Origin of the sequence: Pseudomonas sp. Irchel s3f10, from assembly GCF_900187515.1 — a bacterium.
Lineage (GTDB): Bacteria > Pseudomonadota > Gammaproteobacteria > Pseudomonadales > Pseudomonadaceae > Aquipseudomonas > Aquipseudomonas tensinigenes.
In genome coordinates, this window is the sequence record NZ_FYDZ01000002.1 from 205298 (window position 1) to 232166 (window position 26869).

The 26869-nt window shown below is 60.2% G+C and carries 23 protein-coding genes; 7 read left to right on the forward strand and 16 right to left on the reverse strand.

Features of this window, described 5'->3' with window-relative positions; all coding sequences use genetic code 11:
• Positions 1-98: 98 nt before the first annotated feature.
• Both CKW17_RS06075 and CKW17_RS06080 read left to right on the forward strand, forming a co-directional pair.
• A complete protein-coding gene (locus CKW17_RS06075) occupies positions 99-1358 on the forward strand; it encodes an OprD family porin (protein WP_095119174.1) in 1260 nt (419 codons plus the stop codon).
• 266 nt (positions 1359-1624) lie between these two features.
• Positions 1625-2428: a methyltransferase domain-containing protein gene (locus CKW17_RS06080; protein WP_095119175.1), complete on the forward strand. Its 804-nt coding sequence runs from the start codon at positions 1625-1627 to the stop codon at positions 2426-2428.
• 106 nt (positions 2429-2534) lie between these two features.
• On the opposite strand, the gene pcaC is transcribed toward CKW17_RS06080, so the two are convergent.
• The 11 genes from pcaC to pcaR form a co-directional block, all read right to left on the reverse strand.
• Complete coding sequence (gene pcaC / locus CKW17_RS06085; protein WP_007917093.1) at positions 2535-2927, reverse strand: 4-carboxymuconolactone decarboxylase; 393 nt, start codon at positions 2925-2927, stop codon at positions 2535-2537.
• Between the two features lie 13 nt (positions 2928-2940).
• Positions 2941-3729, reverse strand: a complete 789-nt coding sequence (gene pcaD, locus CKW17_RS06090; RefSeq protein WP_095119176.1) for a 3-oxoadipate enol-lactonase — start codon at positions 3727-3729, stop codon at positions 2941-2943.
• Between the two features lie 12 nt (positions 3730-3741).
• Entirely contained in the window at positions 3742-5106 is a 1365-nt protein-coding gene (locus CKW17_RS06095; RefSeq protein WP_095119177.1) for a 3-carboxy-cis,cis-muconate cycloisomerase, read from the reverse strand.
• Positions 5107-5152: 46 nt separating this feature from the next.
• Entirely contained in the window at positions 5153-6448 is a 1296-nt protein-coding gene (locus CKW17_RS06100; RefSeq protein WP_095119178.1) for an MFS family transporter, read from the reverse strand.
• A 197-nt stretch (positions 6449-6645) separates the two neighbouring features.
• On the reverse strand, positions 6646-7212 hold the full coding sequence (pcaG, locus tag CKW17_RS06105; RefSeq protein ID WP_095119179.1) for a protocatechuate 3,4-dioxygenase subunit alpha: 567 nt from the start codon (positions 7210-7212) through the stop codon (positions 6646-6648).
• A 1-nt stretch (position 7213) separates the two neighbouring features.
• The gene (gene pcaH, locus CKW17_RS06110) at positions 7214-7918 is read right to left on the reverse strand and encodes a protocatechuate 3,4-dioxygenase subunit beta (protein WP_095119180.1); all 705 of its coding nucleotides are present in this window, start codon (positions 7916-7918) and stop codon (positions 7214-7216) included.
• Between the two features lie 36 nt (positions 7919-7954).
• Positions 7955-9160 carry a 3-oxoadipyl-CoA thiolase gene (gene pcaF / locus CKW17_RS06115; RefSeq protein ID WP_176470044.1) on the reverse strand — a complete coding sequence of 402 codons (1206 nt, stop codon included), beginning with the start codon at positions 9158-9160 and terminating at the stop codon, positions 7955-7957.
• Positions 9157-9936: a CoA-transferase subunit beta gene (locus tag CKW17_RS06120; protein ID WP_095049151.1), complete on the reverse strand. Its 780-nt coding sequence runs from the start codon at positions 9934-9936 to the stop codon at positions 9157-9159. Before CKW17_RS06120 ends, pcaF begins: the two co-directional genes overlap by 4 nt.
• Positions 9936-10793 (reverse strand): CoA transferase subunit A, encoded by an 858-nt coding sequence (locus CKW17_RS06125; RefSeq protein ID WP_064393052.1) that lies wholly within the window; start codon positions 10791-10793, stop codon positions 9936-9938. The genes CKW17_RS06120 and CKW17_RS06125 overlap by 1 nt, the downstream gene beginning before the upstream one ends.
• 256 nt (positions 10794-11049) lie before the next feature.
• Complete coding sequence (locus CKW17_RS06130; protein ID WP_095119182.1) at positions 11050-12396, reverse strand: MFS transporter; 1347 nt, start codon at positions 12394-12396, stop codon at positions 11050-11052.
• Between the two features lie 294 nt (positions 12397-12690).
• Positions 12691-13533: a pca regulon transcriptional regulator PcaR gene (gene pcaR, locus CKW17_RS06135; RefSeq protein ID WP_007917109.1), complete on the reverse strand. Its 843-nt coding sequence runs from the start codon at positions 13531-13533 to the stop codon at positions 12691-12693.
• Between the two features lie 653 nt (positions 13534-14186).
• Between pcaR and CKW17_RS06140 the strand changes: the two genes are divergently transcribed.
• Together CKW17_RS06140 and CKW17_RS06145 are read left to right on the forward strand one after the other, a co-directional pair.
• Complete coding sequence (locus CKW17_RS06140) at positions 14187-14387, forward strand: hypothetical protein (RefSeq protein WP_008080067.1); 201 nt, start codon at positions 14187-14189, stop codon at positions 14385-14387.
• Positions 14388-14761: 374 nt separating this feature from the next.
• A complete protein-coding gene (locus CKW17_RS06145; protein ID WP_016982821.1) occupies positions 14762-16237 on the forward strand; it encodes an inorganic phosphate transporter in 1476 nt (491 codons plus the stop codon).
• Positions 16238-17454: 1217 nt separating this feature from the next.
• Here CKW17_RS06145 and ccoM read toward each other — a convergent pair.
• From ccoM to CKW17_RS06160, 3 genes are all read right to left on the reverse strand, one after another.
• Entirely contained in the window at positions 17455-17568 is a 114-nt protein-coding gene (ccoM, locus tag CKW17_RS30665) for a cytochrome c oxidase subunit CcoM (protein ID WP_003222396.1), read from the reverse strand.
• A gap of 145 nt (positions 17569-17713) precedes the next feature.
• Complete coding sequence (locus tag CKW17_RS30320) at positions 17714-17875, reverse strand: hypothetical protein (protein WP_095119184.1); 162 nt, start codon at positions 17873-17875, stop codon at positions 17714-17716.
• Positions 17876-17972: 97 nt separating this feature from the next.
• Positions 17973-18314, reverse strand: a complete 342-nt coding sequence (locus CKW17_RS06160; protein WP_077571425.1) for an aspartate-semialdehyde dehydrogenase — start codon at positions 18312-18314, stop codon at positions 17973-17975.
• A 253-nt stretch (positions 18315-18567) separates the two neighbouring features.
• On the opposite strand from CKW17_RS06160, the gene rapA reads away from it, so the two are divergent.
• Positions 18568-21414: an RNA polymerase-associated protein RapA gene (rapA, locus tag CKW17_RS06165; protein WP_095119185.1), complete on the forward strand. Its 2847-nt coding sequence runs from the start codon at positions 18568-18570 to the stop codon at positions 21412-21414.
• Positions 21415-21593: 179 nt separating this feature from the next.
• On the opposite strand, the gene CKW17_RS06170 is transcribed toward rapA, so the two are convergent.
• Positions 21594-22943, reverse strand: a complete 1350-nt coding sequence (locus CKW17_RS06170; RefSeq protein WP_095119186.1) for an MFS transporter — start codon at positions 22941-22943, stop codon at positions 21594-21596.
• A 301-nt stretch (positions 22944-23244) separates the two neighbouring features.
• On the opposite strand from CKW17_RS06170, the gene CKW17_RS06175 reads away from it, so the two are divergent.
• Together CKW17_RS06175 and CKW17_RS06180 are read left to right on the forward strand one after the other, a co-directional pair.
• Positions 23245-23613, forward strand: a complete 369-nt coding sequence (locus CKW17_RS06175) for a YkgJ family cysteine cluster protein (RefSeq protein WP_007918504.1) — start codon at positions 23245-23247, stop codon at positions 23611-23613.
• A 149-nt stretch (positions 23614-23762) separates the two neighbouring features.
• Entirely contained in the window at positions 23763-26045 is a 2283-nt protein-coding gene (locus CKW17_RS06180; protein WP_095119187.1) for a bifunctional diguanylate cyclase/phosphodiesterase, read from the forward strand.
• Here the strand turns inward: CKW17_RS06180 and CKW17_RS06185 are convergent.
• Positions 25936-26832 (reverse strand): NAD(P)-dependent oxidoreductase, encoded by an 897-nt coding sequence (locus CKW17_RS06185; protein ID WP_176470045.1) that lies wholly within the window; start codon positions 26830-26832, stop codon positions 25936-25938. The two genes, CKW17_RS06180 and CKW17_RS06185, sit on opposite strands and share 110 nt — an antisense overlap.
• Positions 26833-26869: the final 37 nt, after the last annotated feature.

Sequence of the window (26869 nt, forward strand, 5' to 3'; positions counted from 1 at the left end):
TGCCATCGTTTCACCCCTGAATACTTTCCAGGTCTGCACCCCGAAAACCGGTGGCAGCGCACCCGTTCGCCTTAAAAAAACAAGAGAGACCCGAGCCCATGACAACCTCCCCTGCGCCTTACGCATTTCCCGGTCTGATCGCCCTGGCCCTGGCCGGCGCGGCGATGCCCGCTGCGGCTGAAGAGGCCGGTTTTATCGAAGGGGCCAAGGTCAACCTGAACCTGCGCAACTTCTACATCAACCGCAATTTCACCAACCCGACCAAGGCTCAGGGCAAAGCTGAAGAGTGGACGCAGAGCTTTATCCTCGACGCCAAATCCGGTTTCACCCAAGGCACCGTCGGCTTCGGCATGGACGTGCTCGGCCTGTATTCGGTAAAGCTTGATGGCGGCAAAGGTACGGGTGGCACGCAGCTGTTGCCGCTGGATCGCGACGGTCGTCCGGCCGACAACTTCGGCCGCACCAACGTCGCCTTCAAAGCCAAACTTTCGCAGACCGAAGTGAAGGTCGGCGAGTGGATGCCAGTGCTGCCGATCCTGCGTTCGGACGACGGTCGCTCGCTGCCGCAGACCTTTCGTGGCGGGCAGATCACTTCGAAGGAAATCGACGGCCTGACCCTCTACGGCGGCCAGTTCCGCGCCAACAGCCCGCGCGACGACAGCAGCATGAGCGACATGTCGATGACCGGCAAAGCGGCATTCACCTCTGATCGCTTCAATTTTCAGGGCGGTGAATACGTTTTCAACGAAAAACGCACACAGATCGGCCTGTGGAACGCCGAACTCAAGGACATCTACAGCCAGCAATACGTCAACCTGATCCACAGCCAGCCGCTGGGCGACTGGACCCTCGGCGCCAACCTCGGTTTCTTCTATGGCAAGGATGACGGCAGCGCCCGCGCCGGCGATCTCGACAACAAGACCTGGTCCGGCATGTTCTCGGCGAAGTACGGCGGCAACACCTTCTACGTCGGCCTGCAGAAACTCACCGGCGACAGCGCCTGGATGCGCGTCAACGGCACCAGCGGCGGGACGCTGGCCAACGACAGCTACAACGCCAGTTATGACAATGCGCAGGAACGCTCCTGGCAAGTGCGCCATGACTACAACTTCGTGGCATTGGGCATCCCCGGCCTGACCCTGATGAACCGCTACATCAGCGGCGACAACGTACACACCGGGACGATCACCGATGGCAAGGAATGGGGCCGCGAATCGGAACTGGGCTACACCGTGCAGAGCGGCGCGCTGAAGAATCTGAACGTCCGGTGGCGCAACTCGACCATGCGCCGGGATTTCAGCAATAACGAGTTCGATGAGAACCGCTTGATCGTCAGTTACCCGATCAGCCTCCTCTAAACACCGATCAAAACTGTAGGAGCTGCCGAAGGCTGCGATCTCTTGATCTTGTTTTTAAGATCAAGAGATCGCAGCCTTCGGCAGCTCCTACATTGGATTTTTGCCATTGGTCAGGAGAAGTGGCACTTTGCCGGCCGGCAGGTAAAGTGACAAAACCTGAAGGAATCAGGTGCTTCACCTTTCCGCTTCCGTCGTCGTAGTCGGTCCTCAAGCTGGGAGCCAGGTTGTCATCGGAAGACACCAACGATCACCGGAGGACCACCTCAATGATCTCTCGTCTCGCAACACCCGACTGGGACGCCAAGGCGTACCAGCAGTTTTTCCGTCTCAGGCAACGCCCGGTCAATGAATTGCTCGACCGTGTCGACTTGCAAAACCCTCAACGCATTTACGACCTCGGCTGCGGCACCGGCATTGCCACGCAGTTGTTGGCCGAACGCTGGCCGCGCGCGCAGTTGCAGGGCGTCGACAGCTCCACGCAGATGCTCGATGAAGCGCGCTGTCTGCCGATCCGGGCGCAGTGGAAGTGTTGCGATCTGCTCGAATGGCGGCCGGAGCAGCCGGCGGATCTGCTGCTCGCTGCCGCCGTACTGCACTTTATCGGGGGCCATGAAACGCTGCTGCCGCACCTGCTCGGTTATCTGAATCCCGGCGGTTGTCTGGCGGCGCACATGCCAGACTGGCGCGATGCGCTGTGGTATCGACTGATGCTCGACACCCTCGAAGACGGCGGCCCCGGCGGCACGCCGATGGGCACACCTGAGCTGCGTCAGCGCATGGCGGCGCGGCCGTTGTTGACACTGGAGGATTACTACCGCTTGCTCGCGCCGCTGACCTCGTCGCTGGATATCTGGGAGACCGAGCAGTTGCAGGTAGTCGACGGCAAATCACCGGTGTATGACTGGGTGAAAGTCTCGGCGCTGCGGCCGGTGATGCAGGCGCTGAGTCCAGAGGAACAGACGCGGTTTATCTATCGCTATCTGATGCGGGTGCATGAGCATTATCCGCAGGAGAGCGATGGGCATACGTTGTTTGCGTTCAAGCGGATATTTATTGTTGCCACCGTCTGATTTGTCGCGGCCACTATCGCTATCGCGAGCAGGCTCACTCCTACAGGAGAACGCATTCCAAATGTAGGAGTGAGCCTGCTCGCGATGGCGTCAGCCCGGCCAACGACTATTCTCGGGATTCGACTCCCAGCTCATCCCAAACCGACTCGGCCAGATGAAACGTCGCATTCGCCGCCGGAATCCCGCAATAAATCGCACTCTGCATGATCACTTCCTTGATCTCGCCCCGGCTCACACCATTATTGGCCGCCGCACGCAGGTGCAGTTTCAGCTCGCCTTCGCGGTTCATGCCAATCAGCATGGCGATGGTGATCAGGCTGCGGGTATGCCGAGGCAAGCCCGGACGCGTCCAGATATCGCCCCAGGCATGCCGGGTGATCATCTCCTGAAACTCCGAGTTGAACTCGGTCAGCGTGGTCAGGCTGCGATCGACATGCGCATCGCCCAGCACCGCGCGACGCACTTGCATGCCTTCGTCGTAACGTTGTTTCTCGTCCACGAAAATCCCCTTATCAGGCGTTTAGAAACGCCAACACGCGATCACTGAAATCTGCACCGGCCTGCACGTTGGACAGATGCGCCGCATAGAACTCGGCGTATTCGGCACCGCGCACATGTTCCTGAATGAAGTGCCCACCAGACGGCGGCGTCACCGCATCTTCAGTCCCGGCGATCACCAGCAACGGCACATTGATCGACGCCAGTTGCTCGCGGAAATCGGCATCACGCACCGCTGCGCAGTTAGCCGCGTAACCCTCAGGCGAAGTGGCGGCGAGCATGTCGGTAATCTGCTTGGCCGCCGCCGGATGCGCCGCCGAGAAGTCCGGGGTAAACCAGCGGGCAATCGATGCATCACGCAGGGCAACCATCGCCGCTGAGCCATCGCGCAGCACGGTTTCGATGCGTGGGTTCCACACCGACGGATCGCCGATTTTAGCTGCGGTGTTGCAGACGATCAGCTTGTTCAGACGATGCCCGGCATTGATGCCCAGCCACTGGCCGATCAGGCCGCCCATCGACAGTCCGCAAAAATGCGCACGCTCGATATGCAGTGCATCCAGCAGACCGAGCACGTCGTGACCGAGTTGCTCGATGCTGTACGGGCCCGGCGTCACCAGCGATTTGCCGTGACCACGGGTGTCGAAACGCAGCACGCGAAAGTGCTCGGTGAACGCTGGCATCTGCGCGTCCCACATGTGCAGATCAGTGCCCAAGGAGTTGGACAACACCAGCACCGGCGCATCGACCGGGCCCTCGATTTGATAGTGCAGTTCGCCATCGGCGAGTTGAACGAAAGCCACAGCCCTCTCCTTTCAGTCAGACAATGCGTTGTGTTCGGCCACCGCGCGCTCGACCCAGGTTTTCGCCTGACCGAGATAGTGGGCGGGGTTCAAAAGATGATCGAGTTCAGCATTGCTCAGCTCGGCGGTCACTTGCGGTTCGTCACCCAGCACGGCGCGTAAATGGCGCTGCTCGGCCACCGCGCGTTTGCAGCATTGTTCGAGCAAGTGATGCGCGGTGTCGCGGCCGACACGCTGGGCGAGGACGATGCTCACGGCTTCAGCCAGCACCAGCCCCTGAGTCAATTCGAGGTTGCGGCCCATGCGCTCGGCGTCAACCTCAAGCCCATCCGCCAGCAATCGCGCCTGTTGCAGCGAACCGGAAACCAGGCAGCAAATCTCCGGCAAGGTTTCCCATTCGGCATGCCACAAACCGAGGCTGCGTTCATGCTCCTGCGGCATGGCGCTGAACAGCGTCGAGACCAGACCCGGCACCCGCGTCGCCGCGCCGATCAACACCGCCGCGCCGACCGGATTACGTTTGTGCGGCATGGTCGACGAACCGCCCTTGCCTGGCGCCGAGGGTTCGAAAACCTCAGCCGCTTCGGTCTGCATCAACAGACTGATGTCGCGGCCGAATTTACCGAGGCTGCCGGCGATCAAACCGAGCACCGCGCCGAACTCGACCACGCGATCACGCTGGGTGTGCCACGGTTGTTCCGGCAAGGTCAGTTGCAGTTCTTCAGCCAGCGCTTCGGCAATCGGCAAGGCTTGTTCGCCCAAGGCTGCGAGCGTCCCGGAAGCACCGCCAAATTGCAGCACCAGCAGACGCGGTTTGAGTTCGCGCAGACGCTGGCGACTGCGAGTAACAGCGCCCAACCATCCGGCGATTTTCATGCCGAGCGTTACCGGCGTCGCGTGTTGCAGCCAAGTGCGTCCGGCCAGCGGCGTAGCGACATGACGTTGCGCCTGGGTGGCGAGAGAGTCAGCCAGTTGCGCGAGGTCGCTCTCGATCAACTCCAGCGCCTGACGCAGTTGCAGCACCAGCCCAGAATCCATCACGTCCTGACTGGTCGCGCCCAAATGCACGTAACGTTCGGCTTCAGCGTCGCGGGCAGCAATCTGCTTGCCGAGCGCCTTGACCAGCGGAATCGCCGAATTGCCGGCCGTGGCAATCGCCTCGCCCAGCGCCGCAAAGTCATACAACCCCGCGTTACACGCCGCAGCAATCGGTGCGACAGCCGCAGAAGGAATCAACCCGACCCGCGCCTCGGCCCGCGCCAGCGCCGCTTCGAAGTCGAGCATCGCCTGCACGCGGCCCTGATCGCAGAACACTTCGCGCATATCGCGGGCAGTGAAGTAGGCATCGAACAATTGATTGCCCGGTCGCTGAGTCATAAACAGTCCTTACCGGCGCGGGCCGAGGTGGCCCGCACGCATCGGGTTAGAGATCGTGGTGCAAGTACGCCGCCTGTTTCGGCAAACGCAAACTGAACAGGAAGGCGATCGCCATCATCGCCGTCACGTACCAGTAGAAGGAGTTTTCCATGCCGATGTTCTTCAGGCTCAGGGCGACGAATTCCGCCGAACCGCCGAAGATCGCGTTGGCCACCGCATAAGCCAGACCGACGCCGAGGGCGCGGACTTCCGGCGGGAACATTTCGGCTTTCACCAGGCCGCTGATCGAGGTGTAGAAACTGACAATCGCCAATGCCACAGTGATCAACAAAAATGCGAGGAACGGGCTGCTGACGCTTTTCAGGCTGAGCAGAATCGGCACGGTGAACAGCGTGCCGAGCGCGCCGAACCAGAGCATCGAATTACGTCGGCCAATCTTGTCGGCGAGCATGCCGAACAGCGGCTGCATGCACATATAAAGGAAGAGCGCGCCGGTCATGATGTAGCTGGCGGTCTTGGCGTGCATGCCGGCGGTGTTCACCAGATATTTCTGCATGTAGGTGGTGAAGGTGTAGAAAATCAGCGAGCCACCGGCGGTGTAACCGAGCACGGTGATGAACGCGGCTTTGTGATCGCGGAACAGCGCGGCGATGCTGCCAGCGTCTTTGTGTTCGCGGGTTTCCTTGTTGGTGGTTTCTTTCAGACTGCGGCGCAGGAACAGCGAAATCAATGCCGCCACCGCACCGACCACAAACGGAATCCGCCAGCCGTAGGCACGCAGGTCTTCTTCGGTGAGGAATTGCTGCAGAACCACCACCAGCGATACCGCCAGCAGTTGCCCGCCGATCAGGGTCACGTACTGGAACGAGGCGAAAAATCCGCGCTGGCCCTTGAGTGCAACTTCGCTCATGTAGGTCGCGGTGGTGCCGTACTCGCCGCCGACCGACAGGCCTTGCAGCAAGCGTGCGAACAACAGCAGGACCGGTGCCCAGACGCCGATGTCCTTATAGGTCGGCAAGCAAGCGATCAGCAACGAGCCGAAGCACATCATCAGAATAGAGATGAGCATCGAGTTCTTGCGCCCGTGCTTGTCCGCCACCCGGCCAAAAATCCAGCCACCGATCGGCCGCATCAGGAAACCGGCAGCGAACACGCCAGCGGTGTTGACCAGTTGCACCGTCGGGTTGTCGGAGGGGAAAAACGCCGGGGCGAAATAGATCGCGCAGAAGGCATAGACGTAGAAGTCGAACCATTCGACGAGGTTGCCGGATGAGGCGCCGACAATGGCAAAGATGCGCTTGCTGCGCTCTTCACCAGTGTAATGGGAGGTGGTGGTTGTCATTGTTTTTCACTCGATAGGGACAGTGAGAGTCTAGACATACTTTGCAACAGTCCCGTTCCACAGTTCCATCTGCAACACAGTTCTCCCCTGTGGGAGCGAGCCTGCTCGCGAAGAGGGAGTGTCAGTCAACATTGATGTTGGCTGACCCACCGCTTTCGCGAGCAGGCTCGCTCCCACAGGGGATTGGTGGTGTTCTTTTAATAATCGAAGAACACGGTTTCGGCATCAGTGCCCTGCAGAATCACATTCCACTGGTAAACACCCGAGGCGTCCTGCTTGGCCAGCAACGTGCTACGGCGCTCGGCCGGCACACATTCGAGCAACGGATCATCAACGTTGGCCGGCTCGCCCTCAAAGTAGATCCGCGTCAGCAAGTGCTTGACCAAGCCACGGGCAAACACCAGCACCACCAGATGCGGCGCCTGGGTCGAGCCTTTCAAGCCCTCTACGGTACCCGGTTTGATCGTGGTGAAACGGAAGCGCCCTTCTGCATCCACCGGCACCCGGCCAAAACCTTCAAAATTCGGATCGAGCGGTTTGTCCTGCTCGTCTTCCGGGTGGTCGTATTTGCCGGCGGCATTCGCCTGCCAGACTTCAAGCATGGCGTCGTTGACGACATCGCCATTGCCATCCACCACTTGCCCGGTGATCGCCACACGCTCGCCGAGGGTCTGCTCGACGGTGAGGTTTTCGCGGTTCAGCCAGGTCAGGCCGATGTGGTAATACGGCCCGACGGTGTGGGACGTGGTCGCAGTCAGCGTCATCTTATTTCTCCATCGGCGTGGCTTCACGCCCGCGCAGCACGATGTCCCAGCGATAACCGAGGGCGTAGGACGGAATGGTTTTTTCCAGATCGAAACTGGCGATCAGGCGTTCCTTGGCCGAGGTGTCCGGCACGCAGTTGTAGATCGGGTCGTAGGCCAGCAACGGATCGCCCGGGAAATACATTTGCGTGACCAGACGGGTGAGGATGCTCGGCCCGAACAGCGAAAAGTGGATGTGCGCCGGACGCCAGGCGTTGTGGTGGTTGCCCCACGGATAGGCGCCGGGCTTGATGGTCTGGAACTGATACCAGCCATCGGCGTCAGTGACGGTGCGGCCAGTGCCGGTGAAATTCGGGTCCAGCGGCGCGTCATGCAGGTCGCGTTTGTGGTTGTAGCGACCGGCGGCGTTGGCCTGCCAGATCTCCACCAGAATCCCCGGCACCGGCAGACCGTTTTCGTCGAGCACACGGCCGTGAATGATGATGCGTTCGCCCTGTGGCTCGCCTTCATGCTGGGCGGTCAAGTCGTTGTCGGTGTCGGCCACGCGCTCGGCGCCGATAGTCGGGCCGGTGATTTCCGACAGCGAGTGCGGCAGAAACACCAATGGCTTCGACGGCGAGCGCAGGTTGGTGGATTGATACGTCGGGTGCAGGTACTCAGGCTGAGTGCCTTCCTGCGGACGACGGTAACCAGGCTTGTCAGACATGTCGCTTTCCTCTGTTCTTTTTCGTCACGGCTTGCGTCAGACGCGTTCGATGGCCAGGGCCAGACCTTGGCCGACACCGACGCACATGGTCGCCAGACCTTTCTTGCCACCGGTTTTTTCCAACTGATGCAGCGCGGTCAGCACCAATCGTGCGCCGCTCATGCCCAGCGGGTGACCCAAGGCAATGGCGCCACCATTCGGGTTGACCTGCGCGGCATCGTCCGCCAGACCCAGTTCACGCAGCACCGCCAAGCCTTGGCTGGCAAACGCTTCGTTGAGTTCGATAACGTCGAAATCGTTGACGGCTACGCCGAGGCGCTCGATCAGTTTGCGCACCGCCGGCACCGGGCCGATGCCCATCACCCGCGGCGCGACACCGGCGCTGGCCATGCCGAGCACTTTGGCGCGGGCGGTCAGACCGTGTTTTTTTACGGCTTCGGCGGAAGCCAGAATCAGTGCAGCGGCACCGTCGTTGACGCCGGAAGCATTGCCGGCGGTAACGGTTTTGTCCGGGCCGTTGACCGGTTTCAACTTGGTCAGCGCTTCAATCGTGGTGTCGGCGCGCGGATGTTCATCCTGGCTAACCACGGTTTCGCCCTTCTTGTGGGCAATCCGTACTTCAACAATTTCTTCGGCGAAGTAGCCGGCAGCCTGCGCGGCGGCGGTACGTTGCTGGCTGCGCAGGGCGAAGGCGTCTTGATCGGCGCGCGAGACTTTATAGTCGTCGGCGACGTTGTCGGCAGTCTGCGGCATCGCGTCGACGCCGTACTGCGCTTTCATCAGCGGGTTGATGAAACGCCAACCGATGGTGGTGTCTTCCAGTTTCATGTTGCGCGAAAACGCCGCGTCAGCCTTGCCCATCACGAACGGTGCACGGGACATCGACTCGACGCCGCCGGCAATCGCCAGCTCCATCTCGCCGCTGGCAATCGCCCGGAATGCCGTGCCGATCGCGTCCATGCCCGAAGCGCAGAGGCGATTGAGGGTCACGCCCGGTACGGTTTCCGGGAGGCCCGCCAGCAGCAGCGCCATGCGTGCCACATTGCGGTTGTCTTCGCCGGCCTGGTTGGCGCAACCGAGGAACACTTCGTCGATGGCGCTCCAGTCCACCGAGGGATTGCGTTCCATCAGGGCCTTGATCGGCACGGAGGCCAAATCATCAGCGCGAACAGCGGACAGTCCGCCACCAAAACGGCCGATCGGCGTGCGAATCGCGTCGCAGATATAAACGTCACGCATCATGCTTCTCCAGGTGCCTGGCCGTGGGCGGCGGCGGTGCGCGCTTCGAGATCGCGCAGCGCGGTCAGTTCGACTTCAGTCGGTTGCGCAGTGCTCTCGACGTTGTCAGCAAAACGGATCGCCCAACCGGTGGCCGCGACCACTTGCTCGCGGGTCACGCCAGGATGCAACGCGGTGACCACAAATTCGTGGGTGCCCTCCTCCGGCTCCATGATGCACAGGTCGGTGATGATCCCGACCGGACCGGCGCCCGGCAGGCCCAGACGTTTGCGCGAATCGCCGCCCTCGCCGTGGCCGACCGAGGTGATGAAGTCGAGTTTGTCGACAAACGAACGCGCCGACTGTTTAAGGATGATCAACACGCTTTTCGCCGAACCGGCAATCTCCGGCGCGCCACCGGCACCCGGCAGGCGCACTTTCGGCGAGAAGTAATCGCCGACCACGGTGGTGTTGATGTTGCCGAAACGGTCGACCTGCGCGGCGCCGAGAAAACCGACGTCGATGCGCCCGCCCTGCAACCAATAGCGAAAAATCTCACCGGTCGGTACGACAGTGTCGGCGGTTTCCGCCAACTCGCCATCACCGATCGACAGCGGCAGCACGCTCGGCTTGGCGCCAATCGGACCCGATTCGTAGATCAGCACCACGTCCGGCGAAGAAGTCAGGCGCGCCAGGTTGGCGGCTTTCGACGGCAGGCCGATGCCGACGAAGCACACCGAGCCGTTCTTCAGGCGACGGGCCGCCGCGACGGTCATCATTTCATTGGTGGTGTAAGTCATTACTTGGCCTCCGAAGCAGCGGCCAACTTGGCCTGGAACGCGCTGAAGTCAGCGCAGCCATGGATGTATTCGTTGATCCACGCGGTAAATGTCTCACGGTCGCGGGCGATAGGATCCCACGCCTGATAGAAACGATTGTCACGCTCGGTGTAACCGTGGGCGTAGGACGGGTGCGCGCCGCCGGGTACGTGGCAGACCGCGCTCAAGGCCCAGGTCGGCAGTACGCAGGCGTTCATCGGCGCCTTGAGGTCATCGACGATTTCTTCGACGGTGACGATGCAGCGCTTGGCAGCCAAAGCAGCTTCTTTCTGCACACCGAGAATGCCCCACAGCAGCACGTTGCCTTGGCGGTCGGCTTTCTGTGCGTGGATCACGGTCACGTCCGGGCGCACCGACGGCACCGCCGCCAGCACTTCACCGGTGAACGGACAGGTCACGGTTTTGATCAGTGGATTGACCTTCGGCAGGTCAGAGCCGGCGTAAGCGCGCAGTACCGCGAACGGTAGGCCGGAAGCGCCAGCAACGTAGGCATTCGCCAGGTCGGCGTGGCTGTGCTCTTCGATTTCGAGAGCGTGCGGCCATTGCTTCTCGACCGCGTCACGCAGACGGTGCAGCGAACCGACACCCGGGTTGCCGCCCCAAGAGAAAATCAGTTTGCGTGCACAACCGGCACCGATCAGTTGGTCGTAGATCAGGTCAGGCGTCATCCGCACCAGCGTCAGATCTTTCTTGCCCTGACGAATGATTTCATGACCCGCTGCTGTAGGGATCAGGTGAGTGAAGCCTTCGAGTGCGACGGTGTCACCGTCGTTGACGAATTGCTTCACCGCGTCGTGCAGCGAAAGGATCTCAGCCATGGAGCGGGCTCCTGTTTTTGTAATGAATCGCCAGTGATAAAAAGGCGCGAGGTTCAGCGCCGGAGTCACTGCAGATTAAGCCTGAGAAAATCGCCAAACAATCCGATAATCGACTGAGTGTTCGTTTATCGAACAGATTGTTGTCAGCCTATCGGTTCGTGTTTTGATCGTTCCCACGCTCCGCGTGGGAATGCAGCCCGGGACGCTCCGCGTCCCAAAAGCGGACGCAGAGCGTGGGAACGATCAGGCGCTGAACTCAGGTCGCATCCGCATGACTGACCATGCCTTTGATCACCACCGCAGTAGTCGCCAACGCCGCCGGAATCACCAACGCCGTCAGCACCTGCTCGAAATTCCAGCCAAGGCCCAACAACGTCGCGCCCATCCACGCCCCGAGAATCGCGCCAAAGCGGCCAATCCCGAGCATCCACGACACCCCGGTCGCCCGCCCCTGCGTCGGATAAAACCGCGCCGCCAGCGACGGCATCGCCGATTGCGCGCCGTTCACGCACATCCCCGCGACCAGCACCAAGGTCGCCAGCAAGGTGATGTTGCCCAGGCTCTGCCCAACCGCGTAGGCAAACACCCCGGCCAGCAGGTAGAAAATGCCGATGACCTTGTGCGGATTGAAGCGGTCCATCGCCCATCCCACAGCGACCGCGCTCAATACCCCGCCGAACTGGAACAGCGCCCCGATGAAAGCGGCCTGCTCCATGCTCGCGCCACTGTCGCGCATCAGCGTCGGCAGCCAACTGGTCAGCAGATAGACGATCACCAGGCCCATGAAGTAGGTCAGCCACAGAAGCAAGGTGCCGGTGCTGTAAGTGCCGGAGAAAATCACCGCGAAGACGTTACGTGCCTTGACGGTTTTCTGTTCCGGCACGCTGAAACTGGAGGCTTGAGCGACGGTGACCGGATCGATCGGCGCCAGAGTCTTGCGCACTTTGTCAGTGCCACGATTGCGCACCACCAGATAACGCGCCGATTCCGGCAGCCAGAACAGCAGCACCACGGCAAGGATCAACGGCAGAACCCCGCCAATCAGCAACAGACTGTGCCAGCCGAATGCCGGAATCAGCTTGGCGGAAATGAACCCGCCTCCAGCCATTCCGAGGTTGAAGCCGCAGAACATGCTGGTCACCAACAGCGACTTCTTGCGCTCCGGGGTGTATTCCGAGAGCAGTGTGGTGGCGTTGGGCATCCCGGCACCAAGACCCAGACCGGTCAGAAAGCGCAGCACCAGCAATTGTTCAACGTTGGTGCTGTACGCCGACGCCAAGCTGAAAGCACCGAACAGCACCACCGCGCCAACGAGGACGACTTTTCGCCCGAAGCGGTCAGCCAGAGGGCCGGAACCCAATGCACCGAAAACCATGCCGATCAACGCAGCGCTCATCACCGGGCCGAGGCTGGCGCGGTCGATACCCCAGTCCTGCGACAACGCCGGGGCGATGAAGCCCATCGCCGCGGTGTCGAGGCCATCGAGAAAGACAATCAGGAAACACAGGATCACCACTCGCCACTGATAGCGCGAGATCGGTTGGGCATTGATGAAGGTCTGCACGTCGAGGCAGTTACCCACAGCGGACTGAGGCTGGTTCATTATTTTTATTCCACGCAAAAAACGCAGTCGAACGGCGGCCGGCCAAAACGCGGCACGGTCACAAGAATAGAAGGTCTGGATCAGGCGTTGCGGGAAACCCGGCAACAGCGGGTGGAGCGGAGACAGTCGGGGAGCGTGCGCATGGTGAGTTGCCTCTTGTCATTATTATGGGAGTCGACAGTCCGGCGGGCTCATTCACATCAGCGCCGGATGACGCTGCCGCGACATTAATGATCCGAGGGTTTTAGCGTCAATTCGATAAACGCAACACTGTGCGTTTATCGAACAGCTTCATCAGGCAAACAACTGCGCACTGAGGTCGCGGCTGGCACTGAGCAGGCCCGGCAGGAAGCGCTGCTCCAGCTCGGTGCGACTGACGCGACCGGCGTGAGTGCTGACGTTGAGCGCCGCGACCACCTGGCCGGAAGCATCGTAGACCGGCACGGCAATTGAGCGCAGGCCTTGCTCCAGTTCCTGGTCAACGATGCACCAGCCCTGCTGTCGCACTTCCTGCAGGCATTCGAGCAGCGCATCGGGTGTATGGATCGTGCGACTGGTCTTGGCGACCAGTTCGGCGTGATCGAGGTATTCACGCAGCGATGTGTCATCGAGTGCTGCCAGCAGAATCCGCCCCATCGACGTGCAGTACGCCGGCAAACGACCGCCCACCGACAGGTCCACCGAAATCAGCCGCTGCGTGGTTGCCGAGCGGGCGATGTAGAGAATGTCGTCGCCTTCGAGCGTGGCCATGTTGCAGGCTTCGTGCAGTTGCTCGCTCATGCGATCGAGGTACGGCTGGGCGGACACCGCCAACGGCGTCGACGACAGATAAGCGTGGCCGAGGGTCAGTACTTTGGGCAGCAATGAGTAGGTGCGACCGTCCGTGGTGGCGTAACCGAGTTTGATCAAGGTATGCAGGCAACGGCGCACGGCGGCCCGGGGGATTTCCGTGCGGTGACTGATTTGGGCGATGGTCAGATGGCGTTTGCGCTCCTGGAACGCCTGCACCACCGCCAGACCACGGGCCAGCGAGGTCATGAAGTCCGGATCACCGGTCAGCGCCTGGATGCGTTTGGCCGGTGAGGCGACGATCGGCGGCGCCACGGAGGTGAAAGAGTTGCGCATTTGATCGTTCATTTCTTGTCCTTCTATACGGCACGGATCAATGGGCTATACAAACGGCTTGCCGACCAATGCACAAGCGTCGGGCCTGCAAGATTGGGCGATTATCGAACCGCCGACCGATAATCGCAATCAGCTGTGCAGGTCGCCTCAAACCCTTTCCGGGGTTGGCGCAACTTCGGACGTTATTTGAATCACCGCCTAAGTTGTTCGACTAAATGACGCCAAAAACTGATCGCGCGGCAAATAAGGGCCAGCGTGCACTGCAACTAGCGACAAAAGTTGCGAGTCACAAAACAATCACACATCCAGAACCGTTTTTAACTTGGCAAAGATAGTCATTCCCGAATCGACCGCTATAATGCACCTCAGTGGCACCTCGTTTTTTTATCGTCGAGGTTTTCACTCGCTGCGGCGATGTCCATCGCCAACAGCCCGGCCAGCGCCTGACGCGCATCACTCATGCAACGCCTGCGCTCGCTGAAACAGGAAACTGATGCTGCGTCAGTTTTTATCTGGTGCCGTAGCCGCCTGTAACACGGAAGTCTTGATCGCCCCACCGATTACACCAGTGCCTGTCCGGGTGTTGGATGCTCGGTAGCTTCGTTCAATCGATTCGTTGCAGTGCGTTTCACCAGACACTTAACTCAACTCATACAGGTAGCACTGTGACGAAAGACGAACTGCGCGCGGAACTTGAGCGCCAGGAACAACGTTACAAGGAAGTTTACGGCGGGGAAGTCACCACCTACGCCGCCCAGCCCGAACCGGAACGCAAAGCGTGGCGTAAACGCCCGACCGTTCAGGATCAGGTCTTCAAGCAAGAAATCGAAAAGATCGAAAAGGAACTCAAAGCCGAAGAGCCTTGAGCTACGGTGTTCGTTGCTTTTGAAGGTTTGCGTCCATACCGGCTACGAGCGCGGTGGAAGGACGATGCCTTGCGCGCCCGCTATCCGCGGGCAGCGGCCATCAACCGGTCTGGCGGGTTGAGGACGGGCGTCCTACACGTTTCACAGATATTTCAGACAAGCGTTTGAGACCACCTTGCACGGGTGAAAGCACCCGAAAAATCAGGCTTTTTCCAATAAAATCAATAGATTGGAAAACCCTGCGCAACGCTTGGTTTTCATGCGCTGCAACAAATTAAATCGAAGAAGTGCGTAACCGATGAGCAGGTAGGGCATCGATTTCCAGTCTTTTCTGGCATAATCGCGCCCCCTTACGACCGGGTCAGAAAACCTTCATGATCGATTTATTCAGCGGACTGGATGCTTGGGTGCTTGTGAGCCTCTTGCTCGCCCTGACGTTTGTCCTCGCCTTCGAGTTCATCAATGGATTTCATGACACCGCTAACGCGGTAGCCACTGTTATCTACACCAAAGCCATGCCGCCTCATCTGGCAGTGTTCTTTTCCGGTGTGTTCAATTTCCTCGGCGTGCTGCTGGGCGGCGTTGGCGTGGCGTATGCCATTGTCCACTTGCTGCCGGTGGAACTGCTGATCAATGTGAACACCGGCCATGGCCTGGCGATGGTGTTCTCGTTGCTCGCCGCGGCAATCACCTGGAACCTTGGCACCTGGTACTTCGGTATCCCGGCGTCCAGCTCGCACACCCTGATCGGCTCGATCCTCGGTGTCGGCCTGGCCAATGCCCTGATCAACGATATCCCGTTGGCTGACGGCGTGAACTGGCAGAAAGCGATCGACATCGGCGCCTCGCTGGTGTTCTCGCCGATGGCCGGCTTCCTGATCGCCGCGCTGGTGTTGATCGGCCTGAAATGGTGGCGCCCGCTGTCGAAGATGCACAAGACGCCGGAACAGCGCCGCAAGATCGACGACAAGAAGCACCCACCATTCTGGAACCGTCTGGTACTGGTGATCTCGGCCATGGCCGTTAGCTTCGTGCACGGCTCCAACGATGGCCAGAAAGGCATCGGCCTGATCATGCTGGTGTTGATTGGTATCGTGCCTGCGCAGTTCGTTCTCGATCTGAACAGCACCACCTACCAGATCGAACGCACTCGCGATGCGACCCTGCACCTGAGCCAGTTCTACCAACGCAATGCCGATTCGCTGGGTGAATTCCTGGCCCTGGGCAAGAGCGTTGAAGGCGACCTGCCGGAGAAATTCCGCTGCAACCCGCAGCAGACCGAACCGACCATCACCGCCCTGCTGCACACGCTTAAAGGCGTAGCGGACTACCACTCGCTGTCTTCGGAGAGCCGTGTGGAGGTTCGTCGCTACCTGCTGTGCCTGGACGACACTGCGAAAAAGGTTGGCAAGCTGCCTGGCCTGGAAGCCCGTGAAAAGGCTGACCTCGACAAGCTGCGCAAAGACCTGACCACCACCACCGAATACGCGCCGTTCTGGGTGATTCTGGCGGTTGCACTGGCTCTGGGCCTGGGCACTATGGTTGGCTGGAAACGCGTGGTATTGACCATTGGCGAGAAGATCGGCAAGCAGGGCATGACCTATTCCCAGGGCATGTCGGCGCAGATCACCACGGCCAGTTTGATCGGTATGGCCAATATCTTCAGCCTGCCGGTGTCGACCACGCACGTTCTGTCTTCGGGCGTGGCGGGCACCATGGTTGCTAACAAGAGCGGCCTGCAGGGTGGCACGGTGCGCACCATTCTGTTGGCTTGGGTGTTGACCTTGCCGGCGACTGTGGCGCTGTCGGCCGGGTTGTTCTGGCTGGCGTCGAAGGCGCTGGGTAGCTGATAGATAGCGGGACATGAGAAAGGCGCGATTCGAGAGGATCGCGCCTTTTTTTGTGTTTGGGGTTTTGGGATTGGGATCGGGGGCATATCCATTGCTGCGGGTGTTGCTGCTGGCGGTTTCGCTCTTACAGCGAGTCCCTTTTTCAAACGCCAAAAAGGAACCAAAAGGCTTTGCCCCTGGCGTACGGCACTTCGCTGAGGCTCAGTGTTCCCTCACTACGGTGTCCATCCGGGGGCATCGCCTACGGTTTGCTTCGCTGCACCTCCTCTCGATGAATGCGGCTACGCCGCACGGCGCTACGCGCCTACCCCCGGATGAACACCTACGCTCGGCCTGCCGATGGGGCAAAAGATCAAAAGCCAAAGCAAAAGCCAAAGCAAGATCAAGAGCCCCTCACCCTAGCCCTCTCCCAAAGGGAGAGGGAACTGATCGAGGTGTTTGGGAACGCTACACCGACGTGCGCTACCACAGTGAACTCAGGCTTTGAAAGCACACAAATCGGCTCCCTCTCCCTCGGGAGAGGGGACTGATCGAGGTGTTTGGGCACGCTACACCGGCGTGCGCTACCACGGTGAACTCAAGCTTTGAAAAGCCCACAAATCGGCCCCCTCTCCCTCGGGAGAGGGGACTGATCGAGGTGTTTGGGCACGCTACACCGGCGTGCGCTATCACGGTGAACTCAAGCTTTGAAAAGCCCACAAATCGGCCCCCTCTCCCTCGGGAGAGGGCTGGGGTGAGGGGCAAATCCACCACAAATCCAAAGCCGACCAAGCTGTGCTCCTCACCACTCAACAGGATGAGCGTTAGCTCGGCTGCAGCTTTTGATCTTGATCCACGGGCGACGTCGGAAGGCTGAGTGGAGGGATTGATCCGGGGGTGGGAGCGCAGCGACCGTTTGGCGCAGCCAAACACAGCGGGAGTAGGTGCAGCGAAGCAAACCGGAGACGCTGCGCCCGGATCGATCCCGCAGCGAAGGAACCCCGAGCCCCAGCGAGCGGGCCGCACGTAGGAGCAAGCGTTTTTTTGCTTACTTTTTTGAGGCGTTTGTCAAAAAAGTGAGTCGCCGTCAGGGCGAAACCCTAATCCGCCATTACCGAAGAAACGGATATACACACCAAATACCCACAACATGGTCGGCCCAAAGGCCGCCAAGTCAAAAAAAAAGGGGCAACCGAAGTCGCCCCAAAATGCCTTGCGTGCCCATCAATCCAGAAGAATCACTTCTTGCGCTTATTCGCATCCTTCCAGATAAAAAATCCAAACCCTGCAAAAAACAGAACCATCAGCCCTACAGTCAGGACCCCGGCAAACACCACGTTATCGAAAAACATGACTGGCCTCCTGGCCCCTGCTCTGCTGCGATGGACCTAAGTTACCAAACACACAGGCGCACAAATTGACCGGGATCAATACCAGCAAGGAAGGGAGATAAAGGAGGGGAATTAAATGACCTGCATCAAAGGATGCAGGGGCAGATCAACGCTTTTTCGGCTTGTTTTTCGACTTTTTCCTGGCTTTTCCCAACGGCATCGCCTGCTCGAAAGCCTGGCGCACTTCGTTCAGGCGCTTCTCTTTTATGTCATGCACCCGCTTGGCGCGCTCAGTGCTGAGGTCGATCAGTTTGTCGTCTTGGCTCATGGCGTTCAGTACATCGCAGTAAAGGATCACAACTGCCACATCACCGGCAGGACCGCGTCAATAATGCAACGTCACACCAGCGCTGACCAGCCGAAGATCAGATCTCGATATCGACCCACAAACCCTGACGCGGCTGATCTTCCATCAGCGGCACCACCGGCACGGTGTTGTCGGCGTTCAACTCGGTACCGGGTATGGCCAGGTGTTCTTCCGGATCTTCATCGGCTTCGCGACGACGGCGATCACGTTCTTGCTGGCGACGCTGTTCTTCGCGCGCCAGCAATCGATCCTCTTCCGGATCGCGTTTTTGCAGATCGATCGTGCTTTCGTTGGAGCTTTCCTGCACCGGCACCACCGGAGGAATGTCCGGCCGCTGGCGGATCGGATCCTGCTGGGAAGTGATCGGCACAGCGCTCAGGGGGAGCATCGGTGGCAACATATAAAGGGTCTCCTGTCAGCAGGCTATCGGCTGCGGCAAAGGCGCCTTGAGCCGTCGGTCGCAAACTTGTGACCGGGTTGGCACTGTAGGAGCTGCCGAAGGCTGCGATCTTTTAATGGGACAACACCGATTCCAAGTGTTCCCCAAGATCAAAAGATCGCAGCCTTCGGCAGCTCCTACCCCAGTATTCCTTTGGCCTCACGGGCGCATTCCGTTAAGATAGCCCGCTTTTTCAAGGTGGGAGTCAGGCAGCATGGCGCAGCAGTATCAACCGGGGCAACGCTGGATCAGTGACAGCGAAGCAGAGCTTGGTTTAGGCACCGTTCTGGCACAGGACGGCCGCTTGTTGACCGTGCTTTACCCGGCCACTGGCGAAACCCGCCAGTACGCGCTACGGAATGCGCCCCTGACCCGCGTGCGATTCTCGCCGGGCGACAGCATCACCCACTTCGAAGGCTGGAAGATGACTGTGCAGCAAGTCGACGATGTCGACGGGCTGATGGTTTATCACGGTCTCAATGGGCAGAACGAAGCCGTCACCCTGCCGGAAACCCAGCTGTCGAACTTTATTCAGTTCCGTCTGGCCAGCGACCGTCTGTTCGCCGGGCAGATCGACCCGCTGGCGTGGTTCTCGCTGCGTTACAACACCCTCGAACACACCAGCCGCCAGCTGCAATCATCGCTCTGGGGCCTGGGCGGCGTGCGTGCGCAACCGATCGCGCACCAATTGCACATCGCCCGTGAAGTTGCCGACCGCATTGCGCCGCGCGTATTGCTGGCGGACGAAGTGGGTCTGGGTAAAACCATCGAAGCCGGTCTGGTGATCCATCGCCAACTGCTCTCGGGCCGCGCCAACCGCGTGCTGATCCTCGTCCCGGAAAACCTTCAGCACCAGTGGCTGGTGGAGATGCGCCGCCGCTTCAACCTGCAGGTCGCGCTGTTCGACGAAGAACGCTTCATCGAAAGCGATGCCGCCAACCCGTTCGAAGACACCCAACTGGCGCTGGTCGCGCTGGAGTGGCTGGTCGACGACGAGAAGGCGCAAGACGCACTGTTCGCCGCCGGTTGGGATCTGCTGGTGGTCGACGAAGCGCACCACTTGGTCTGGCACGAAGAAAAGGCCAGCGCCGAATACTCGCTGGTCGAGCAACTCGCCGAAGTCATTCCGGGCGTGCTGCTGCTTACCGCCACCCCGGAACAACTCGGTCAGGACAGCCACTTCGCTCGCCTGCGTCTGCTCGATCCAAACCGTTTCCATGACCTGGCCGCGTTCCGCGCCGAGAGCGACAACTATCGCCCGGTGGCCGAAGCCGTTCAGGAATTGCTCGACAAGGGCCGTCTCTCGGCCAAAGCGCACAAAACCATTCAGGGTTTCCTCGGCAACGAAGGCGAAGCGCTGCTGACCGCGGTCAACGATGGCGACACTGAAGCCAGCGCGCGTCTCGTGCGTGAACTGCTTGACCGTCACGGCACCGGCCGCGTGCTGTTCCGTAACACCCGCGCCGCCGTGCAGGGTTTCCCGGAGCGCAAACTGCACCCGTACCCGCTGCCGTGCCCGGACGAATACCTCGAACTGCCGCTCGGCGAACACGCCGAGCTGTACCCGGAAGTCAGCTTCCAGGCGCAACCGGACGCCAGCGAAGAAGAGCGCTGGTGGAAATTCGACCCGCGCGTCGAATGGCTGATCGATCAGCTGAAAATGCTCAAGCGCACCAAAGTGCTGGTGATCTGCGCCCACGCCGAAACCGCGATGGACCTGGAAGACGCCCTGCGCGTGCGTTCCGGCATCCCGGCCACGGTGTTCCATGAAGGCATGAACATCCTTGAGCGTGACCGCGCCGCCGCGTACTTCGCCGACGAAGAATTCGGCGCACAAGTGCTGATCTGCTCGGAAATCGGCAGTGAAGGTCGCAACTTCCAGTTCGCTCACCACTTGGTGCTGTTCGATCTGCCGTCGCACCCGGATCTACTTGAGCAGCGTATCGGTCGTCTCGACCGGATCGGCCAGAAGCACATCATCGAACTGCACGTGCCGTACCTGGAAACCAGCCCGCAAGAGCGCCTGTTCCAGTGGTACCACGAAGCGCTGAACGCGTTCCTCAACACCTGCCCGACCGGCAACGCCTTGCAGCATCAGTTCGGCCCGCGCCTGCTACCGTTGCTCGAAGAAGCCGACGACAGCGAGTGGCAAGCGCTGATCGACGAAGCGCGCAGCGAGCGCGAGCGTCTGGAAGCCGAGCTGCACACCGGCCGTGACCGTCTGCTGGAGCTGAACTCGGGCGGCGCTGGCGAAGGTGAAGCGCTGGTCGAAGACATCCTTGAGCAAGACGATCAGTTCGCCCTGCCGATCTACATGGAAACCCTGTTCGACGCGTTCGGCATCGACAGCGAAGACCATTCGGAAAACGCCCTGATCCTCAAGCCGAGCGAGAAGATGCTCGACGCCAGCTTCCCGCTGGGCGACGACGAAGGCGTGACCATCACCTACGACCGCAATCAGGCGCTGTCGCGCGAAGACATGCAGTTCATCACCTGGGAACACCCGATGGTGCAGGGCGGCATGGACCTGGTGCTGTCCGGTTCGATGGGCAACACCGCCGTCGCGCTGATCAAGAACAAGGCGTTGAAACCGGGCACCGTGCTGCTTGAGCTGCTGTATGTCAGCGAAGTGGTGGCGCCGCGTTCGCTGCAACTGGGCCGTTACCTGCCGCCAGCTGCTCTGCGCTGCCTGCTCGATGCCAATGGCAACGATCTGTCGCCACGCGTCTCGTTCGAAACGCTGAACGATCAACTGGAAAGCGTGCCACGCGCCAGCGCCAACAAGTTCATCCAGGCCCAGCGCGATCAGCTGACGCCACGGATCAACGCCGGTGAAGACAAGATCGCCCCGCGTCACGCCGAGCGCGTGGCCGAGGCCCGTCGCCGTCTGGCGGCCGACACCGACGAAGAACTGGCGCGCCTGACCGCGTTGCAAGCGGTCAACCCGACTGTGCGTGACAGCGAACTGGATGCATTGCGCCAACAGCGTGAGCAGGGTCTGGCGATGCTGGATAAAGCGGCATTGCGTCTGGAAGCGATTCGGGTGTTGGTGGCGGGTTAATCGCCCTGCCCCATCGCTGAAAACAAGAAGGCCCGCAGCGATGCGGGCCTTTTTTGTTTGCCGTAGATCGTTCCCACGCTCTGCGTGGGAATGCCTCAGGGGACGCTCCGCGTTCCAGCTCCGGAAAGGGACGCAGAGCGTCCCGGGCTGCGTTCCCACGCAGAGCGTGGGAACGATCATCATGCCGTCGCCGCAGCCACTTCTGGCTCAACCACCGCAACCAACCCCTCTTTCATCCGCTGCGCATCCCGCACAAAACACCGCGCCGCCAAAAACAGAAACACCATGGTCAAAAACAGCGCCACCGGAATCAGGTACATCGCATCATGCAGCCCGACTGCTTTGAACGCTTCAGTCATCTGCTCAGCCCCGGCCGCCGCCATCGCGGTATGCGCAAAATGATCGGACAAGCCACCGACTACCACCGGCCCCAAACCACCGCCCAGCAGATACAACCCCGCAAAGAACAACGCCATCGCCGTCGCCCGCAAACGTGGTTCGACCACATCCTGAATCGCCGTGTAAACGCAGGTGTAGAAGTTGTAGGCAAACAGCCAACCAACACTGAACACCGCGACAAACACACCAATCTCGATCCGCCCCGAATGCAACGCCCACGCCGTGCACAACGTCGAAATAATCAGACTGAACGCGGCGAACAACAACCGCCCGTTGGCCACGCGCTGGTGAATCTTGTCAGCAATCCAGCCTCCCAGCGTCAACCCGACCAGCCCGGTCACGCCAACAATAACCCCGGTGGCCACCGCCGCTTCCTGCAACGGCATCAGGAAGTAGCGCTGCAGCATCGGCACCAGAAACGAGTTGCAGGCATACGTCGCGAAGTTGAAACACAACCCGGCCATCACCAGCCAAAGAAAAGTCGGCACCGCGAGGATGCGCCGGATCGGCTTGTCGACTTTCTCTTGCGAAACCTGCACGGTTTCCGCCGCCCCGCGCTTCGGCTCTTTGATAAAGAACATGAAGACCGCCAGAAGCAGACCCGGCACCGCCGCAATAAAGAACGGCGCGCGCCAGCTGTCGAAAGCCTTGACCATCCAGCCGATGGTGAAGAAAGCCAGCAACAGGCCCAGCGGCAGACCGAGCATGAAAATGCCCATCGCCCGCGCCCGACGATGCGCCGGAAACAAGTCACCGATCAATGAGTTGGCCGCTGGCGCATAACTGGCTTCGCCGATGCCGATGCCCATGCGCACGATCAGGAAGCTCCAGAAACTGCCGACCAGACCGTTGACCGCCGTCAGCGCACTCCACGTCGCAAGGCCCCAGCCCATCAGTTTGCTGCGCGAACCGGTATCGGCCATGCGCCCCAAGGGCAGGCCGGCAATGGCATAAACGATGGTGAATGCGGTACCGACGATGCCCAGTTGAAAGTCGCTGAGGTGCCATTCCATGCGGATCGGCTCGATGATGATCGCCGGAATGGTGCGGTCGAAGAAGTTGAACAGGTTGGCGAGGAACAGCAGGAACAGAATGCGCCAGGCATTCGCCGCTTGGGTCGAGTTCTGCATGGGTCCGTCTCTTTATTGTTATGGGGCTTCACTGCCAACGCATCCGAGCCCGGAACCTGCAATCTAGTCAGCCGCGCCGAGGCTGTCTGTGATCATTCGTCTGCCTGATATCGGCCCATGGCACTGTAACGAAACGTAAGCCCTTGATAAGCCTGCAATCCCCCGAAAACCGGGGCTTTTGCGGCAAAACCTTGCCACAAAAAAATAGTTTCGCGCCCCCCTTCCCAAGTCTGCGGCAAAGCCTAGAATGGCCGCCGGATCCGTCCGGATCTCCCGATCAATCCCTTTGATACCCTCGCCCATGTCTGAAGTCAGTCCGTGTCTGAATTGCGGTGCCTGCTGTTCCCATTTTCGCGTGTCTTTCTTTTGGGGTGAGTGCTCATCTTCCGGCGGCACGGTGCCTGATGAACTGGTCACGCAGATCAGTCCCAGCCGGGTGGCGATGAACGGCACCGACTGCAAATCGCCGCGCTGCACGGCGTTGGTCGGCGAAGTCGGCAGCGAGGTGAAGTGCTCGATTTATGAATTGCGCTCCAGCCCCTGCCGTGAATTCGAATCGTCATGGGAAAACGGCGAACAGAATGTCGATTGCGATAAGGCCCGCGCGCGTTTCGGCTTGCCGCCGCTGCAACCGGACTGGGCGCAAATCCCTTTCGAGCAGATCGCTTGAGCCTTTAGCGCCAATCGCTATGACGCTAATGCCGAAATCATTAGCGCCAATGTGCCACTACCCCTTACACGGCTAAAACCGCCTCTATACTCCAGTCATTCGCCTGCGTTCACCGCGCAGTCAGGACGACTTCAGAGACGGGGCATGCTATGGAGTGGCTTGGTTTGCAGTTTGTTACCGAGCTGCCGGAGAGCGGGCAGGTCATTCTCGATTGCAGTCACAACCCTTTCCTGGTGATGGTTGCGTATCTGGTCGCCTGCGCAGCCAGTTTCGCCACTCTGGATATGGCTGAGCGCGTTGTAAATGCCGAAGATCCGGGGTCGCGGCGGATCTGGCGCTGGATCGGCGCGACCTGCCTGGCCGGCGGCATCTGGGCCATGCATTTCATCGGCATGCTGGCTTTCCAGACACCGATCGACATTCAGTACGACCTTGGCATCACCCTTTTCTCGTTGCTGATTGCCCTGCTCGCCTCTTGGCTGGCCATGCAAACCCTGAGCGAAGCGCAGCCGAGTGCATTGCATTGCTTGAAAACCGCGTTTGTCATCGGCCTGGGCATCGCCGGCATGCATTACGTTGGCATGGCGGCGATGAAGTCGAGCGCCACCGCCTACTATCAGCCAGGACTGTTCGCGCTGTCTGTGGCGATCGCCATCGGCGCCAGTTTCGCAGCGCTGTGGGTGGCCCGCTATCTCAGCGAAGGCAGCGGCGTCGCGCATCAGTTGCTCAAGTACAGCGCTGCGCTGATTCTCGGCGCCGGCATCATCAGCATGCATTTCACCGGCATGGCTGCGCTGGATCTGGTTCTTCCCGAGGGAGGCCTGACAGCGAGCGGCGGCGATAACGGGCATCTGCAACTGGGCCTGACCGTGGCGCTGATCATCCTGCTGATCCTTGGCAGTGCGATCAGTGCGGCGCTGGCCGATAAAAAACTGCAGAACAAGGAAGAAGACCTGCGCCGCGTCAACGCCCTGCTCAGCCAGCTCGATCAGGCGCGCATGTCGCTGCAACAAGCGGCCAACTACGACGCCCTGACCAACCTGATCAACCGCCGCGGGTTCAACCAGATCTTCGCCGAGAAACTCTGCCAGAAAGCCGCCGAGGGTGGCATGCTCGCGGTGATGTTTCTCGACATCGACCACTTCAAGCGGATCAACGACAGCCTCGGTCACGACGCCGGTGACGAACTGCTCAAAGTCATCGCCCAGCACATCAAAGGCTCAGTGCGCAGCCATGAAGACGTGGTCGCGCGTTTCGGCGGCGACGAGTTCTGCATCCTCATCAACCTGCGTGAGCGCGAAGAAGCCCGCAATATGGCGCAGCGCATCATGCTCAAGATGAAGGAGCCGATCGAACTGGCCGGACGTCGCATGGTGATGACCACCAGCATCGGCATCAGTCTGTTTCCGGAGGACGGCACCACCTGCGAGGAGCTGCTCAAACACGCCGATCTGGCGCTGTATCAATCCAAAGGCGCGGGGCGCAACGGCCTGCACTTTTTCAGTTCCAACCTCAAGACCCGCGCCAGTTTCGAGCTGCAACTGGAAGAAGAATTGCGCCACGCCTTGCGCGAAGAAAACGGCCTGACGCTCTATTACCAACCGATCTTCGAACTGAAGACCGGTCGCGTCACCAAGCTCGAAGCGCTGATCCGCTGGCAACATCCGCTGCACGGTTTGCTGACCCCGGATCGCTTTATCACCATCGCCGAAAACAATGGCCTGATCGCCGAACTGGACAACTGGGTGCTGCGCCGCGCCTGCAAGGATCTGGGTGAACTGTCACGGCATGGCTGCGAAGAGCTGAAAATCGCCTGGAACTGCTCACCGCTCAATCTCACCCGAGATGAACTGGCCAACGAAATCGAACAGGCATTGCGCAGCGCCGGGGTGGCGCCGGAACGGCTGGAACTGGAAGTCACCGAAAATGCGCTGATGGGCAACATTGCCAACACCCTGGTGCTACTGCGACAGATCCGTGCCCTGGGTGTGTCGTTGTCGATCGACGACTTCGGCACCGGCTACTCGTCGCTGGCCTACCTCAAGCGCCTGCCACTCAACACCTTGAAGATCGACCGCTCGTTCATCCTCGATATTCCCACGGCGACCGCCGACATGGAGATCGTCCAGGCGATCATCGTCATGGCGCACACCCTGCATTTGCAGGTGGTCACCGAAGGCGTGGAAAGCCTGGAGCAATACGAGTTTCTTGAACGCTCGGGCTGCGATTTCATTCAGGGCTATTTGCTCAGCCGCCCGGTGCCGCTGGACGAGCTGCGCCCGGTGCTGGAAGAAATCAATCAGCGCAAACATTCACACGCGGTCAATCCGTTGATTCTGGCGCGCGGTACATTTGCACCAGTGTCGCTGGATCCTGCGCCAAAAAGCCCTGCGCCCCATGCAGGCGCATCAGTTGTGCGGCCAATCCGCTGATCGGCGTCGCCGAACCCTGTTCGCGGGAGAATTTGACGGCGGTGTCGAGATCCTTGAGCAGCGTGCGCACGTGCCATTTGATCGGTTCGAAACGGCTCTCGGCCATTTGCGGCGCAAGAATCTGCAACGGTTTCGAATCGGCAAAACCGCCGGCCAGCGCCTCAGCGATCAAGCTTGCATCGACGCCGGCTTGTTCGGCGAGCGCCACCACTTCGGCGATCACCAGCGCGTTGCAAGCGACGATCATCTGGTTGCAGGCCTTGGTCACTTGCCCCGCGCCGATGCCGCCCATGTGCGTGACGCGCTGACCGAGGTTGAGCAGCACCGCACGTACACGCTGAAGATCTGCCGCTTCGCCGCCGACCATGATCGCCAGACTCCCCGCCTCGGCACCGCCCACGCCGCCGGACACCGGTGAGTCCAGCCAGGACATGCCGGTTTTCGCCAGCAGTTGCGCCGCCATTTCGCGAGTGGCTGTTGGTTCAAGGCTGGAAAAATCCACCAGCAACTGGCCGCTTTTCGCGCCTTCGGCGATACCGCCAGCGCCAAACACCACCTCGCGAACCACCGCCGTATCGGCCAGACACAGCATCACCACGTCGGCGTATTCGCACAATTCAGCAGCGGTCGCCACCTGCCGGGCACCGGCCTCGACCAGTGGCGCGCACTTGGCCGGGTTGCGATTCCACACGGTCAGCGGGTAACCCGCGGCCAACAAACGGCGGCACATGGGCAGGCCCATCAGACCGATTCCGGCGAACCCCAACGAAGGTAGCGTTGACATCATTTTGCCTCTTTTCGATTAAAGATCGCCGAATAATGGC